The sequence below is a fragment of the Psychroserpens sp. XS_ASV72 genome (genome assembly GCF_041224425.1).
Taxonomy (GTDB): Bacteria; Bacteroidota; Bacteroidia; order Flavobacteriales; family Flavobacteriaceae; genus Psychroserpens.
The window spans coordinates 442,665-458,713 of record NZ_JBGFGL010000080.1 but is presented as its reverse complement, the minus strand read 5'-3'; the positions used below and the strand labels follow the sequence as shown (position 1 = coordinate 458,713).

Sequence of the window (16,049 nt, the reverse complement as noted above, 5' to 3'; positions counted from 1 at the left end):
GTGAAGAATAAAAAATTAAACGAAGTTGCTTACGTGTTTTTTAAACTAGGTTGCTTTGCTTTTGGAGGTCCTGCGGCGCATATTGCAATGATGGAAGAGGAAATCGTTGAAAAACGCAAATGGATGACAAGAGACTATTTCCTCGACCTTATAGGAACAACCAACTTAATTCCAGGTCCCAATTCAACGGAAATGACAATGCATTGTGGCTATGAAAGAGCTGGAAAAAAAGGGCTTTTCGTAGCGGGTGTTGCATTTATATTACCTGCAACCATCATAACATCAATCCTGGCATACTTGTATGTTAAATATGGAGAACTACCAGAAGTCTTACCTTTTATTTATGGCATTAAACCAGCTGTTCTTGCCATTATTGCTTCAGCAATCTTGAAATTAGGAAAAAAAGCTACAAAAAGTACAGAACTCGCAGTTTTGGGAATTATAGTCCTGCTGTCTTGTTTATTAGGTTTAAATGAAGTTGTAGCATTGCTTGCTGCTGGCGTTTTTGGTATGTCATATTTCTATTTAAAATCAAAACGGCAAGATACAATTAACATATCTCCTTTAGTCACCTTATTGGGGTTACATTCATTAATTTCAAACGAGTCTACACTTAAAATTTTTTTAATTTTCCTTAAAGTAGGAGCTATACTTTATGGAAGTGGCTATGTGTTGTTTGCATATTTAGATGCTGAATTAGTTTCCAATGGTCTTATGTCTAGAAGTGAACTTATTGATGCCATTGCAATTGGGCAGTTTACACCTGGCCCTGTTTTATCTACATCAACATTTATAGGTTATCAACTGTCAGGTTTTACTGGTGCTATAGTGGCAACCATTGGAATATTTTTACCTTCATTCCTTTTTGTGTTGATCTTAAATCCATTTGTACCAAAAATGCGTAAATCTAAAATGCTGGGTTACTTTCTAGATTCAGTTAACATTGCTGCTGTAGCTGTAATGCTAGCCGTTTTAATCATAATGGCTAAAGAAACACTTTTGAATTGGTCAACTATTTTAATTGCAATAGTTTCTGCTTTATTGACATTTAAAGCCAAAATAAGCCCAGTCTGGATCATTCTTATTGGTGCCAGTATTGGATTTATTTTGGTTAGTATATCAAAATGAAATAGTCTGTTTTATTCTTCCTCTTGAGATTTCTCTTCAAATTCATTTGAATTATTAGTGTCGTTTCCAGATGCTGGTATAGTAGCTGGTTTTATAGAACGATCAAATGAATTATGATATTCTTCTAGTAGACTCATAGTAGCGTTAAGAAGATCTTTTGTCTCTAAAAGCAAACTAAAATAAAGCGTTGTGTTTTTCGGACTCGACTCTTCTTTTCGAGTACGTTCTACTTGCTTCAAAATCTTATCTGTCAATAAATCAAGAACCGCTTTTTTACGGTTAATTATAGAACCTATCTGCTCAAACGACTTAGAGTCAAATGCCTTCCTGGTATCAGAAAAAAGAGCCTCTAAAGTGTCATCAATCTCTTTGAGTTCTTTGATCTGACTAAACTTAAGCTTTTTATGATTATTGTTAATGTGCTTGTGACTTACTTTAGAGATATATTCAAGAGACTGTGTCATATCTTCTAAATAACCTAATATATTAATGTAAAAACTACTTGCTCTTAAACTCGTCTCTTCAAGGTTCTTAATAAAGTAAAAAATATTATCCCTAAGACTATCCACTTCATTAGAAAGTTTATCTATCTGTTTTTTATTCTTTTTCAACAGCGCCAAATCTTGTTTTGCCAGCCCACTAACCGCATTGGTGTATATTTTATTACCACGCTTAATGACGTTTGATATATTACCAGCACTTTCTTGAATGACACCTTGTACAGATCGGCTTCCAGTTTCCTTTAGTGCGTCTTCATCTGCAACCTTAACAGATTTACTTTTATGTGATTTATAATTTCTATAAAGCAGAACAACTGTCAACAATAATAAGATTGGAGTTATGACACTTGGATTCCAATTAATTAAAAAGACAACAATTCCTGCTGCTACAAATGCTCCTAATGCTGTTCCAAACCATCCAGCTATAACATTTAAAACTCCTGCAACTCTATATACTGCACTTTCTCGTCCCCAAGCGCGATCTGCCAAAGAGGTTCCCATGGCTACCATAAATGTGACATAGGTTGTTGATAATGGTAATTTCATTGAAGTCGCAATAGCAATAAGAACACCTGCAACCATTAAATTGACAGAAGCTCTGATCATATCAAAGGCAGGAGCCTCGATGCTTTGGTCTTTTGTTAATATATAGTTTGGTTTTTCAAAACTTTTATTGATTTTTTGTTGTATTGGGTTAGGCAAGATAACTCCAAAATAACCTGAAAGCTGTGTTGTCCCTTTAACAATTGCTCTTGAAAGGCGATTTGGTTCAAATTTCTCATGGGTTTCCCCTTGACGCGATAAACTTATTTCTGTTTCTGCAACTGTTTTGGCTTTTTTGGAAAACCAAAGTGTTAATACCATAATCGCTCCTGAAATGAATAAAAGCATTGGTTCAGCAGGAACTTTCTTGTCTAAAACAGACATAGGCATAGTTACATCCATCCCTCCAGCTATCCAAGCTTCATAGGAATGATAAGCCGCCATTGGCACACCAATAAAATTCACCAAATCATTTCCCGAAAAGGCTAAAGCCAATCCAAAAGTACCAATAGCAATAACGACGAGTAAAACGGTTTTCTTAGTTATCTTTTCAAAAACGAACGAAAATATGGTCCAAAAAATAAAACTCCCAAGGATTATATATATCTCATTACCCTCTAGTAAGCTTTTTAATTCACTGTAATAAGGAGTTCCTTTGAGTCCTTTTAAAAAAATAAAATATGTGATAGCAGTTAACGCGACGCCGCCAAAAACAATTCCAAAGTTCTTTATTTTTTTCTCATAATTAAATGTAAAAATAAGTCTAGAAACCCATTGAACTATAGCTCCAACCGTAAAGGCTATAAGGACAGATAAAAGAATACCTGATATAATCTCAATTGCTTTTTCAGTATTGATATACGTTGCTAAATCTGCAAGTGTTTCAGAATCCGAATCACTTATCTTTATGATTGACATAACCACAGCGGCGCCTAATAAGTTAAACACTATAGACACTGTCGTCGATGTTGGCAAACCAATGGTATTAAAAAAGTCTAGAAGCAAAATGTCTGTTATCATAACCGCCATGAAAATGAGCATGATCTCACCAAATTCAAATTGAGCGGGCACAAAAATACCTTTCCTTGCTACCTCCATCATACCACTTGAAAAAACAGCACCAATAAAAATTCCTAAACTAGCAACAATCATTATTGTTCTTAATGAAATTGCTTTAGATCCGATTGCTGAATTCAAAAAGTTTATCGCATCATTACTTACGCCAACAACAATATCAGCAATAGCTAATACTGTAATAGCAATTAACATCAACAAGTAAATATTATCCATAATTTTTTATTAAAAACAAGTCTTTAAATTTAATCAAAATAAGTTTGCAAATATCTTTAGTCTAATTGAGTATTAGATTACCAAAATGTTATTTTTTTGTTTAGAAGTGAATATCAAATCCAAACCTAAAGGTAATATTGTCCTTTTTCCCATTTACTGTAGTATAATTTATATCAGATTGCACCTTCAATTTATGACCAACTATAAACTTATTAAAGCCCAGTGTATATTGGTCTATAGGCAAGGCTTGGGTAACATCCTCAAATTCAACCATTGTGTAACGCAAGGCTATTTCATAATTACTTTTGAACAAATAACCTGCTTGTAAATTAATTGCACTCCCAGTTAAAACAATATCTCCTGTAGGGGTAATACCATCCACTTCTGTAGCAATTGGATCATCTGCAGTTCGTTTCGCGTATTCACTCATAAATGAAAAACCATTGTATTTAAACATCACATCAGCAAAAACTGTTGTTTGATCTGTTTGGTATAAAGAGCCATCATCCCTAAACATATAATCTCCTGCAAAACCTCTTTCCCTTACTGCACCTTGATTGTAATTATAGGTGAATCCTAACATAAGCTTTGGCTTTTCTTCACGTTTTAAATCTGATTGACTATAATCACCTTTGGATTTGAAGGCTCCAAATGGCAAAAACTCAATACGACCAGTATATTGAAGTCCACCTTCATTTCCTTCAGTCACATTTCGTCCTTCTCCTTGAGATACAGAGAGCTTTTCTCTCATAAAAAAGCGGCTCCCTAATGAGGTTTTATGTCTTAACTGAACTCCAAGATCGCGGTCTATATTGAATCGGCTGTTGAGCAGTGAGCGATCAATTAATTGCATATTCGCTGAAGACACCACACGTTCAACATTACCTGGTAATTTAGTTTGGCCTGCCCAAAGTTCCCAGTTGCCAGCAAAATTCCACATGATTACAGCATCTAATATATAACGAGGTGTGTTTCTATTAAATTGGTTTGCTCCTGAAATATCCCTATTTGATAACCCTAATTCAATTTTGTATTTAAGCTTTGTGCTATAGGCAAAACCGTCAAATTTTAAGCGTGCTCGTCTCACTGTAAAACTATGTTCAGGGCTGCTATATTTATCACCATCATAATCCCATGAAGATACTGAACGAACTTGGAAACGCGGTGCAAATTTCACACTAAAACTACTATCTTTTGCCACAAAATTAATAATGCCCTTTCCGAAAGAAGTGTCACTTATCTCTTGAGAAGAAATTGTGCTTGAACATGCAATAGTCAAAATGACTATCAAGGTAAGTCTAAGTTTCATTGTAAGTATTAGTTTTTGTCGCTGCAAATAAATGACTTATTTCATCCATGAATGTTTCCTAATTGTTAAGTTTTCGAAACAAAAAAACTGCCTTGGCCAAAGGCAGTCATTAGAATTCATGATAATTAGTCGACAAAAACTAATAGATTATACGAAACTAATATGTCTTATAAGACCCAGTAAAAGTAATTGAGTACCATCATTCAAATGTAATTATAATATTAATTAATCATTAAGCTTAGGTCGTGTTATGATTTTAATGTAAGTTATTGTTTTTTAGACATTTATGGGTTTAATGTAAATTTAATGTTAACTAAATGTTGCTTAAATATTAATAGATGCTTATATTTACATATATATTTAACTTTTAAACCCAAAGATTATGAACAAGAGAATCTTATTTTTATTCGCTTTGTTAATAACATCGGTTTCTTTTGCACAGCAAGAGAGAGAGTTAATACTTAACAAGGATACCAATTTAATTGATGTTACTTACTACCATGACAATGGAGTTGTAAGCCAAACAGGCTCCTACACTCTAGATGGTAAGCTACATGGTGAATGGTTAAGTTATGACACTGATGGAAACAGAAGCATCTCTGCGAATTATGATAATGGGCAAAAAGTCGGCAAATGGTTTTATTGGAAAGATAAAATCCTAAAAGAAGTAGATTATACAAATAATGCGATAGTAAGCGTTATTGAATGGAAAAAAGATGACAATACATCTTTAGCATTTGATAATTAAAAAATCACTAGAACAAAAAAAAAGCATCCTAAATAGGATGCTTTTTTTATTTAATATGTTAGGTAAATGATTAGTTATTGTTAGTCCAACCAGATCCCCAAGATGCAAAGTTTGTTCCTGTAGCATTCGCTGCACTTCCAAGAATAACATCAGCTTCAGTAACTGCGTTTTCTAAATCGTTACCAGTATACGGTGTTCCTACAGACGCTGTGAATGAAATGTCAGTAAAAGATAAATCTCCACTTACCACTCCAGCACTAGTTGCTTGACCTGGCTCATCGTCTTCAACAACGACGCCTCTTCCAAAGTTGTCAACAGTAACATTTGTAAACAAACCTCTTGTTCCAGCTCTCATTCGGAAAGCACGACCAGAATCACCATCACCAATTACAGTTACGTTAGTTACGATTGGCATTGAAAAGTAACCTCCTTCGTTTGAGAAATCTGTGTTGAACCCATCACACTCAAAAGCACTATCGTGATCAAAACCAGAGTTTTGAACCACATACACATCTGTTAAGTTCCCTGTAAATCCTTCAGTCCAATCGATTGAATCATCTTCAGCATCTGTAACTACTAAATGGCTTGCATTAACTGTACCTCCAAAAAATTCGAATCCGTCATCAGAACCTCTGTAAACTTGAACATAATCTATTTCAGTTTGGTTACCAACAGCGTATAAAGATACTCCGTTAAGCTCAGCATTACCATCAATAGCACCACCTGCATACTCAACTCTTACATATCTTAAAGTACCTGAATCATCACCTGGTACATTTCCACCATATGACAATCCACCAACTTCAGTAGTAGCTGTATCTGTAGAACCATCTGCAGTAGAGTTAATTGGTGCTCTTCCACAAATTACGATTCCACCCCAATCTCCAGATGAAGGTGTTCCTGCATTTGAAGTAAATACAATTGGGTTTGAAGCGTTACCAGCCGCTTCAATTTTTGCACCTGGTAAAATAGCGATGTACGCGTTAACACCAACAGGTTCTGCCTTAATAGTCATTCCAGCTGGAACATTTAAAGTGGTTCCTGCAGACATTAAAACTGGACCAGTAATCACATATTCTTCGCTGGCAACAAGGTTAAGGTCAGTTGTATAAACACCAGACAATGTAATAGCTCCTGTATTATTGCTACCACCATTGTTGTTGTTTGTCACACTATTATCATTGATAATAATGTCTGATGTATCATCACTTTCGCAACCCATAAAGATCAAAGCAAAAGCAAGTAAGTAAAATAAATTGGTTTTCATTGTTTCTAAAATTTAAGTATTAAGTCCTAATTGTTTATTATGAATGTTATTAAAATTTATATTTAAGTGACATGCCTAAATTGACACCTATTTTATATTCGCTTATGGTCACATCTCCACTACCTGTTCCTTCTCTTACTAAGGAGATATCAGGATTAAGCAGGTTTCTAGCAGCGATGTTAAGGTCAAGGTTTTCAGTTAAAGGGCTTTTGAACACAAAATCTAAAGTTGGTACTGCTTTTTCAACAATATTTCCTAAGCTTCCAGAACCTATGGAATAGATTCTATCAGAAAAATACGATCCTACCAATGTTAAGGTTGGTTTGTAATTCTTAATAGTTGGACTATAGGAAATATCAGAGTTAAATACCCATTTTGAAGCGCCTTCCAATTCTTCAGTCTCTTCTGCGAAAGCTGTTCCAAAAGTTCCTGAAACATCTTTTAAATCTTGTTCAGTAAAAGTATAAGAACCATTAAAACCAACTGCTAAAACAGGGTCATTATCTTCGTTGACAGTTAAATTCTTACGTACCTCCAACTCAAGTCCAAAAACATCTGCTGCCTCACCTGTTCTGAAATAACGTTGAGTTCCCGTTGCATCTGCTGCCACAACTCTGTTAACCGGATCATTGATACGCTTAGCAAAAGCACCAAGAGAAAGTATTTCGCCTTGATCGATAAACCATTCGTATTTTAAATCAAAATTGTAGATCTCAGAATACGTTGGGCCATTTCCATCAGCACCTCCAAGAAGATCTGGGTTACCACCATAACGAACAGTTACATCTTCGTATACAAAAGGAGCGACCTCTTTAAACTCTGGAAGAGAAGCTGTCTTACTAAAGGCAAACCTAAGGTTAGAATCCTCGTTAAGCGCATATTTAATGTTCAAACTAGGCAAGAATAAATTCTCATATACATCTCTATATCCTGGGTCATCTTGTCTGATATTGATTACATCATAGGCAATATCTTGTTGAAAAGATTCCAATCTTACGCCAGGGACAAACAACCATTTATCACCAACAGTTATTTCAGCATTGATATATCCTGCGTGAATATTTAATTGTCCGTTATAAGTGTTTTCAGGCAAGCCAGGTCGATTGGTATTTCCGATTTGGTTATTGATTGGATTCAAGACTACTAAATCGTATAGACCAGAACCAGCAGGTATGTTAATATTGTTGACGTTGAAAATAGAGTTGAAATTATTAACATCAACGATTGGTGTGGCGTCTCTATCGGTAATTTCGTAACCATATCTAATACTTGAAAAACTTCTTTCCTTGGTTCTACCGTTATAACCAAAGTTGAATTTCAAATTTTCTGAAACATTATATTTCAAGTTTAAAAATCCGTTGTATTCATCATCTTCAATACTTTGAAAAAAACGTTGGTTATCAAAAGGAATGTTTGTGTAAAACACCGGATTTGTATTAGGGTCATTATCTAATGCAAATTGATAGTTTTCTAAGCTGATACGCTTTCTATCTGGCTCATCAGAAAAGACTTTGTTATAACCATAACCCCAATCTAATTCAAACTTTTCATCGAAAGATTTATGGTTACCCAAGATTTGATTTACGTGAACACGATCTTGATTGAACTGAACATTCATAGTATAAAATCCGATGTCATTTGGATCTACACTGGCAATACCATCTCTATTAAATCCTTGACCTTTGACACCATAATAACCTACCTCATCACCAGAACTATTTATGAAAAGAGAGCTGAAATTAATTTTGTTATAATTATCAATTTTGAACGTTCCATTTAGCAAGGCTGTCGTTGTAGTTGAATATTCGTATTCTTCAATGTTTGGAAAATCAACTTTCAATACATTGGTAAAATCTCTAGCAACACCTTCTCTATATTGATATCCGTTACTGAAACTAGCAGTTGCAAAAAAGCTAAGTCTTGTATCCTCATCAAAATCGAAAGAATAGCCACCTTCAACAGCACCATTAAAATTAGTTTGCCCTTCTGCATTTTGAGGATCAACACCATGTGATAAAACAACCGCAAAAGGATTGTTATCATAGCGGTTATAGAAACCAAAATAACTTGGCCCTTCACTTCTAACAAAATCCTCACCCATCGCATTGGTGTTCACACCAGTTCCTAAACTGATATTGAAAAACCCCTTACCTGTATATTCTTTTGAATTGATATCGACATTACCAGCAGCAAAATCTCCATAAAAGGTTGACGTATAAGCTTTACTCACTGAAATGTTTTCAATAATGTCTGAAGAAAACAAATCTAAATCGATATTTTTCTTGTTTACATCTGTTGAAGGCAATGATAAGTTATTCATTGTGGTGTTTTGGTATCTGTCACCTAAACCACGAACATAAACATCGCTTGAGCCCTTTTGTTTAGAAATCCCTGAGATCTTAGACACAGCTTCTCCAGCATCACCAATCCCTTTTCTAGATAACTCTTCAGCACCAATACTTTGTTTGATTTCTACAGCCTTTTTCTGATCCAACAATAAAGCCGCTTCACTTTCCTTTCTTGTTGTTGTAGTGATAACAACCTCATCAAGAGATGCTGCACTTGCTCCCATAGGAACATTAACAGTAGTTACTTTCCCTGCAACAACATCAACAGTAATCTCTTGGGTTTCGTAACCTACAAAACTGAAAACCACTGTATAGGTTCCTGGCTCTAAACCAGCAATCTCATATAATCCATCAATGTCAGAAGTAGTTCCCTTTGTAGTTCCTTTAATTAAGACGTTTCCAAAAGCCAATGGCTCATCATTATATTCCTTGTCGATAAGCTTTCCAGCAATAGATCCTGTATCCTGAGCTGAAACCAAGGTTGTAAAACACAGTATAATTAATAATGCGAATGTTCTCATTAGTCGTTTTTAATTTATTGGTGCAAAGAAACAGTCATCTTGTAAAGTCAAGGTTAATTAGAAGTTAAACCTAAGTCATAAAAAAGTTACCTCAATGTTATGTAATACCGATATTTTTTAATGTTAGTAAACAATAATTTAATATTGATGTCTTATCTTGCACAGGCTTAAAAATTTACAATGAACTGGGAACAACTTTTATCTCTAAAACGTTATGGTGACACGCATAAAAGACTGCGAAAAGAACAAGATGAGACACGTTTGGGCTTTGAAGTAGACTACGACCGTATTATCTTTTCCTCAGAGTTTAGAAGTCTTCAAGATAAAACCCAAGTCATTCCTTTATCTGAAACCGATTTTGTTCACACGCGTTTAACGCATAGTTTGGAAGTGAGTGTCGTTGGCCGTTCTCTTGGACGAAAAGTTGGTCAAAAACTGCTTGAAAAACACCCTCATCTGAAAGACACCCTTGGTTACCAAACCAATGATTTTGGAACCATCGTTGCCGCTGCTGCTTTGGCGCATGACATCGGTAATCCGCCTTTTGGTCATAGTGGTGAAAAAGCTATTGGTGAGTTTTTTAAAACCGGAAATGGCTTACGCTTCAAAGAGCTATTGACCGAAAAGGAATATCAAGATTTTTGTGATTTTGAAGGAAATGCCAATGGCTTTAAAATACTAACTGAAACCCGTAAAGGTCGTGAAGGAGGTTTAAGACTCAGTTATGCTACTTTAGGTGCCTTTATGAAATATCCTAAAGAATCACTTCCTAAAAAACCAACCAAGCATATTGCAGATAAAAAATATGGCTTTTTTCAATCTGAAAAAGAGGCTTTTTTAGATGTCGCTCAAGAACTTGGGCTTGTTGAAAGAGGTGATAAACACGAGGTTCGTTTTTCAAGGCATCCTTTGACATATTTAGTTGAAGCAGCAGATGATATTTGTTATACAATTATTGACTTTGAAGACGGCATCAACCTTGGTCTAATTCAAGAGGAATATGCACTTGAATACTTAATCAATCTTGTTAGAGATTCTATCAACACCGAAAAATATCACGCATTATCAAACACTCAAGATCGTGTGAGCTATTTGAGAGCATTGGCAATTAACACCTTAATTAACGAGGCTGTTGATACCTTCATGAAAAATGAAACCTCTATTTTGGACGGCTCTTATTCAAAAGCCTTGTTAGACCAAAGCAAATACGAAGCGCAAATTAAGGATATCATAAAATTAAGTATAGAAAACATCTATCAATCACGAGATGTAATCGACAAGGAAATTGCAGGTTTTAAGGTTATTAATGAACTTTTAAATATCTTTACAATGGCTGTTTACAATAACTTTTCAGATAATAAATCAAACTTAGACCGTTTAATATTGAAAGTTCTGCCTAAGAATGTAGACATAAAGCAAGATACATTATATCAAAACTTAATGGCTGTTTGCGTATACATCTCTAAGATGTCTGACAGCAATGCCATTTTAACATTTAATAAATTAAAAGGAAACCATTTATAAAAAAAGAATGAAAAAGATGAAAAAAAAGTTACTGATTTTTGCTTCCATTATTGTGGTTGCTTCTACTTCCATAGGACTGTTCCTAAAGCAGGATGTTAACAAAGAAGAAAGCGACACTATAGCAAAATTACGAAAACAACACGAGGAGTTTCTAGCTAACAGTCCTTTCAAGGAGACCCAAAAATTATCCAAAAAAGAACGAAAGGCATTAGGCTTACCACCAAATGCTTACTACGAGCAAATGTGGGAACTAACAATGGATCCCTCTACAGGGCGTCCGATGCCAGAAAATTTGTTGGAATTACAAAAAGAACTTAGAGGACAACGAATGGCATTTCGTGGATCTGGTGGTGAACCATCAAACCCATGGGTTAATAGAGGTCCGAACAATCAAGGTGGAAGAACAAGAGGTATCATGTTCGACCCTAACGATGTAGGCAACGCAAATCCAGCTGATGACTACACAAGAGTTTTTGCTGGAGGTGTTTCTGGTGGACTTTGGGTAAATGAGGACATTACTGATGCGAATTCATCATGGACATTGGTTTCAGGGGTTCAAGAAAACATCTCTGTAACTGCCATTGCTTATGATCCGAACGATTTGGATACATTTTACATTGCATCTGGTGAATCTTATGTTAGTGGTAATGCTGTTGGACGTGGTGTATGGAAGTCTGAAGATGGAGGCGCTAGTTGGAGCTTGGTGTTTGGAAATGGCGTTACCAGTATCACTACTGGTGGACAAAGTGTTAATGGAGTTTTCTACGTGAACGATATTTTAGTGAGAGACAACAATGGTACTTCTGAAGTCTATGCTGCAATTTCCAGTACATTCTATGCAAGTGCTGGATCTCCAAATAATTTCAATGGTCTTGACACTATGGGACTTTATAAGTCTACTGATGGAGGAGTCAATTGGAGCAGATTCAATATTACCTTTGGAAATGGCACCTTTAAAAATCCTAACGACATTGAACTAGACATCAATAACAATATTTGGTTTTCAACTACTAGTACACCTCTTGGAAATCCTGGAGGAGATATTTATAAGTCAACAGACGGTATCACCTTTACACTTGAAAACACGATTACTGGTGCTTCAAGAACTGAAATTGAACCTTCAAGTACAGATGCCAATAGATTTTGGATTGCCGCAAATGTAGGTGGTCAAGGAAATCTGTACACAACAACTGATGCCTTTGGAACAATTAACGTAACCAATGAGCCTAATGATGCCGATAACGGTATCTCTGCAACCGATTACACTAGAGGTCAAGCGTTTTACAACTTGCCAATTGAAGCTGATGAAAACAATAATCTCTATGTTGGTGGAATAGATTTATTTACGTCTGCTAATAATGGAATTTCATGGACTCAAATTTCTAAATGGTCTAACAATCCTGGTCTTAGCGGACTGAATGTTCCTTTAGTACATGCTGATCATCACGCTATCGTTTTTAGACCTGGTACAAATGGTTCAGAGGTTGTCTTTGGAACCGATGGTGGTGTGTATTACAGTAGCAATGTTGCTGCAGCTGTTGGTAACACGAATGCCATCCAATCGCGTAATAAAGATTATGTAACCACTCAATTTTATTTTGGATCTATCAACCCAGCAGGTGAAGCTGGTGGTGATGATATGGCTGGAGGTACGCAAGACAACGGAACCCAATTCATTAACAATGCAGTAGCCGGACTGAATCCTTTTAGTGATTTTTCTGGTGGTGATGGTGGATATACTGAAATCGATGACTTAGGAAGTTATGTAATCCAATCGTATACAGGAAACACTCATGTTTATAGAAATTTCCCTTCATTTGGTGGAGCGTCCCTAATCACAACTCAAACAGGAGGCTCTTTTATCAACACAGCCGAATTGGATAAAAACCTGAACATTCTATATTCTGATGCGTCTTCAGGTGGTACTTTCAGAATTGAGCGCACCTCAGAGTTTCTACCTGGTGGAGCTGCAACAGATAATACATTCCTCACGAACGGACTTTTAAATTCTACACCAACTGCAATGAAAATATCACCATACATTAGCGGTTCTTCTTATTTATTGGTTGGTTTGAGAAATGGAAGACTTTTAGGTGTGAATTTTGCAAATTTTGCACCAACATTTGTCAATCTTACAGGTCCTGGCTTTGTAGGAAGTATTTCTGATATTGAATACGGACAATCACAACAGGAAATCTTTGTAACCATGCATAATTATGGTGTTCAAAGTATTTGGTTTACAGATGATGGAGGCTCAACTTGGAGAAGTTTAGAAGGAAATTTACCTGAAGTTCCTGTTAAATGTATCTTACAAAATCCGTTGATTCCTGGAGAAGTGATTATTGGAACTGAGCTTGGTGTTTGGGCAACTCCAGACTATACACAGGTCAATCCTAACTGGGTACAAACCTACAATGGTATGAGTGATGTAACTGTTCTCGATTTAGATCTTAGAGCTTCTGATAACACCATTCTTGCTTCTACACATGGTAGAGGTATGTTTACAGGTGAATTTACAGCAATTCCTTTAAGTGTTACTGAAAATCAATTAAGCGCTAATTCCATTTCAGTCTTCCCAACCATCTCAAATGGTGATATTACAATAGCATCAAAGAACAACCTTGGAGATGCTATTGTCGATATTTATGACATAAATGGTATGAGAGTTTATAACTCTGAAATCAATTTTTCAAATTCAAATGTTCCTTTAAGTCTAAACTTGACTTCTGGAATGTACTTTGTAAGCATTACAATTGATAATCATATCGAAACCAAAAAGATTATCATCAAATAATCTACATTTTTAAAGGATATAAAAAGGGAACCAAATTGGTTCCCTTTTACTTTATTATGTATTTCGTCGAATATATTTGTTTTTTATCGGTATAATTGTATCTTTGGTAGTCCCAAATCACAAAACCTACTATGATGAAAAAAGAATCTTTAAATGTAGTGGTCATTTTTTTTATCACAATAGCTTTCATGCTCGTTATATATGATATAACAAGTCCAGAAAACCAAACTTACAATAATACAGCTGACATTGATAACATCACTACATCAAATGACGATATCGTATCTACCGATTTAGGACTTGAGGATTAGTTGTATTTCAGACTTGATATGTTCTTTATCTAAACGAACGTAAGTACTTAGTTCGCTTTTGGTACCATGCTCAATAAATTGATCTGGAATACCAAGAATTCGTATGGCGTTTCTGTAATGGTGTAAAGCTCCAAATTCCAAGATAGCACTACCAAAACCACCGTTTACAGTGCCTTCTTCGATAGTTATAATGCTTGAAAAGGATTTAAAAATTGTATGAAGCAATGTTTCGTCCAATGGTTTTATGAATCGCAAATCATAATGGGCTATCTGGTCTTGAATTTCATGCATTTCTAAAATAGCTTCTGAAACTGTGGAAGCTATCGTTCCAACACTTAAAACAGCAACCTTGCTACCAGTCTTAAGGCATTCCCCTTTACCTATTTCGATATTGGCAAAAGGCTGTTTCCAATCCATCATCAAGCCTCGTCCTCTTGGATATCTGATGGCAATGGGTTGGTTCAATCCCAATTGAGCTGTATACATAATGTTTCGAAGTTCAACTTCATTTCTAGGAGCGCAAATAATCATATTGGGAACACATCTTAAATAAGCCAAATCAAACACACCATGATGTGTTGCACCATCTTCTCCAACTAAACCTGCTCGGTCTAAACAAAAAATAACCGGAAGGTTTTGCAAGGCCACATCATGAATCACCTGGTCATAAGCACGTTGTAAAAAAGTTGAATAAATATTACAAAAAGGGACAAGACCTTGAGTCGCCATTCCGGCAGCCAATGTTACGGCATGTTGTTCGGCTATTCCTACATCAAAAGCGCGATCTGGTAAAACATCCATCATATACTTTAAGGAGCTTCCGGTTGGCATCGCTGGCGTAATACCAACAATTTTAGAATTCATTTTAGCCAACTCAACTATGGTGTAACCAAAAACATCCTGAAATTTGGGTGGTTGATTACGCTCTGTTTTAGGAATAATATTACCTGTTTTGGCATCAAACTTACCTGGCGCATGGTACTTTACTTGATCTTCCTCAGCTTGTTTTAGACCTTTGCCTTTCGTTGTTATGACATGTAAAAGTTTTGGTCCTTTGATTCGTTTTAAGCGTTCAAGTTCTGAAATTAAAGTATTAAAATCATGACCATCAACAGGTCCGGAATAATCAAAATTAAGAGCTTCAAAGATATTATCTTGTTTTTCCTTTCCTTTCTTTACATTGGTAAGGTATTGCTTTAAAGCGCCAACACTAGGATCGATCCCAATGGCATTGTCATTTAGAATAACCAGTAAATTGGAATCGGTAACACCAGCATGATTTAAGCCTTCAAAAGCCATTCCGCTAGCAATGGACGCATCACCTATTACGGCAATATGATATCTGTCTTCTCCTTTCAATTGTGAGGCAATGGCCATACCCAATGCTGCTGATATTGAGGTTGAAGAATGCCCAACACCAAACGTATCGTAGACACTTTCAGATCGTTTAGGGAAACCACTAATGCCACCTAACTGCCGGTTGGTATGAAACTTATTTTTTCTACCAGTTAATATTTTATGACCATAAGCTTGATGCCCAACATCCCAAATTAAAAGATCATTAGGAGTGTTAAAGACATAATGCAACGCAATCGTCAATTCAATCACACCAAGACTTGCTCCTAAATGCCCTTCTTTTGTGGCGACGATATTGATAATAAAATCTCGTAACTCCTTAGCCAATTCTGGAAGTTGCTCAGGATTTAACTGTCTTAAATCGGAAGGAAAATCGATATGGTCCAATAATTTTTTCAAAGTCTAACAAA

The 16,049-nt window shown here is 35.7% G+C and carries 10 protein-coding genes; 5 read left to right on the top strand and 5 right to left on the bottom strand.

Going from position 1 to position 16,049, the window contains the following annotated elements:
• On the top strand, positions 1-1,128 hold the full coding sequence (gene chrA / locus AB9K26_RS13005; protein ID WP_369972988.1) for a chromate efflux transporter: 1,128 nt from the start codon (positions 1-3) through the stop codon (positions 1,126-1,128).
• An 11-nt stretch (positions 1,129-1,139) separates the two neighbouring features.
• Here the strand turns inward: chrA and AB9K26_RS13000 are convergent, their stop codons facing one another.
• Positions 1,140-3,461, bottom strand: a complete 2,322-nt coding sequence (locus AB9K26_RS13000; RefSeq protein ID WP_369972987.1) for an anion permease — start codon at positions 3,459-3,461, stop codon at positions 1,140-1,142.
• A gap of 100 nt (positions 3,462-3,561) precedes the next feature.
• Positions 3,562-4,770, bottom strand: a complete 1,209-nt coding sequence (locus AB9K26_RS12995) for a porin (RefSeq protein ID WP_369972986.1) — start codon at positions 4,768-4,770, stop codon at positions 3,562-3,564.
• 382 nt (positions 4,771-5,152) lie between these two features.
• Here AB9K26_RS12995 and AB9K26_RS12990 point away from each other — a divergent pair, with 382 nt between their 5' ends.
• On the top strand, positions 5,153-5,518 hold the full coding sequence (locus AB9K26_RS12990; protein WP_369972985.1) for a toxin-antitoxin system YwqK family antitoxin: 366 nt from the start codon (positions 5,153-5,155) through the stop codon (positions 5,516-5,518).
• 70 nt (positions 5,519-5,588) lie between these two features.
• On the opposite strand, the gene AB9K26_RS12985 is transcribed toward AB9K26_RS12990, so the two are convergent.
• Positions 5,589-6,785: a multidrug transporter gene (locus AB9K26_RS12985; protein ID WP_369972984.1), complete on the bottom strand. Its 1,197-nt coding sequence runs from the start codon at positions 6,783-6,785 to the stop codon at positions 5,589-5,591.
• Positions 6,786-6,834: 49 nt separating this feature from the next.
• On the bottom strand, positions 6,835-9,654 hold the full coding sequence (locus tag AB9K26_RS12980; RefSeq protein ID WP_369972983.1) for a TonB-dependent receptor domain-containing protein: 2,820 nt from the start codon (positions 9,652-9,654) through the stop codon (positions 6,835-6,837).
• A gap of 180 nt (positions 9,655-9,834) precedes the next feature.
• On the opposite strand from AB9K26_RS12980, the gene AB9K26_RS12975 reads away from it, so the two are divergent.
• The 3 genes from AB9K26_RS12975 (at position 9,835) to AB9K26_RS12965 (ending at position 14,283) form a co-directional block, all read left to right on the top strand.
• A complete protein-coding gene (locus AB9K26_RS12975) occupies positions 9,835-11,178 on the top strand; it encodes a deoxyguanosinetriphosphate triphosphohydrolase (RefSeq protein ID WP_369972982.1) in 1,344 nt (447 codons plus the stop codon).
• 16 nt (positions 11,179-11,194) lie between these two features.
• Positions 11,195-13,972: a T9SS type A sorting domain-containing protein gene (locus AB9K26_RS12970; protein ID WP_369972981.1), complete on the top strand. Its 2,778-nt coding sequence runs from the start codon at positions 11,195-11,197 to the stop codon at positions 13,970-13,972.
• Positions 13,973-14,106: 134 nt separating this feature from the next.
• Entirely contained in the window at positions 14,107-14,283 is a 177-nt protein-coding gene (locus AB9K26_RS12965) for a hypothetical protein (protein WP_369972980.1), read from the top strand.
• Here AB9K26_RS12965 and dxs read toward each other — a convergent pair.
• Positions 14,266-16,038 carry a 1-deoxy-D-xylulose-5-phosphate synthase gene (gene dxs / locus AB9K26_RS12960; RefSeq protein ID WP_369972979.1) on the bottom strand — a complete coding sequence of 591 codons (1,773 nt, stop codon included), beginning with the start codon at positions 16,036-16,038 and terminating at the stop codon, positions 14,266-14,268. The two genes, AB9K26_RS12965 and dxs, sit on opposite strands and share 18 nt — an antisense overlap.
• Between the last annotated feature and the right edge of the window lie 11 nt (positions 16,039-16,049).

What these genes read in the sequence shown, in the direction of transcription:
- AB9K26_RS13000 (WP_369972987.1), bottom strand. Translation starts at nt 3,461, where the DNA reads ATGGATAATATTTACTTGTTGATGTTAATTGCTATTACAGTATTAGCT.
- AB9K26_RS12995 (WP_369972986.1), bottom strand. Translation starts at nt 4,770, where the DNA reads ATGAAACTTAGACTTACCTTGATAGTCATTTTGACTATTGCATGTTCA.
- AB9K26_RS12990 (WP_369972985.1), top strand. Translation starts at nt 5,153, where the DNA reads ATGAACAAGAGAATCTTATTTTTATTCGCTTTGTTAATAACATCGGTT.
- AB9K26_RS12985 (WP_369972984.1), bottom strand. Translation starts at nt 6,785, where the DNA reads ATGAAAACCAATTTATTTTACTTACTTGCTTTTGCTTTGATCTTTATG.
- AB9K26_RS12980 (WP_369972983.1), bottom strand. Translation starts at nt 9,654, where the DNA reads ATGAGAACATTCGCATTATTAATTATACTGTGTTTTACAACCTTGGTT.
- AB9K26_RS12975 (WP_369972982.1), top strand. Translation starts at nt 9,835, where the DNA reads ATGAACTGGGAACAACTTTTATCTCTAAAACGTTATGGTGACACGCAT.
- AB9K26_RS12970 (WP_369972981.1), top strand. Translation starts at nt 11,195, where the DNA reads ATGAAAAAAAAGTTACTGATTTTTGCTTCCATTATTGTGGTTGCTTCT.
- AB9K26_RS12965 (WP_369972980.1), top strand. Translation starts at nt 14,107, where the DNA reads ATGAAAAAAGAATCTTTAAATGTAGTGGTCATTTTTTTTATCACAATA.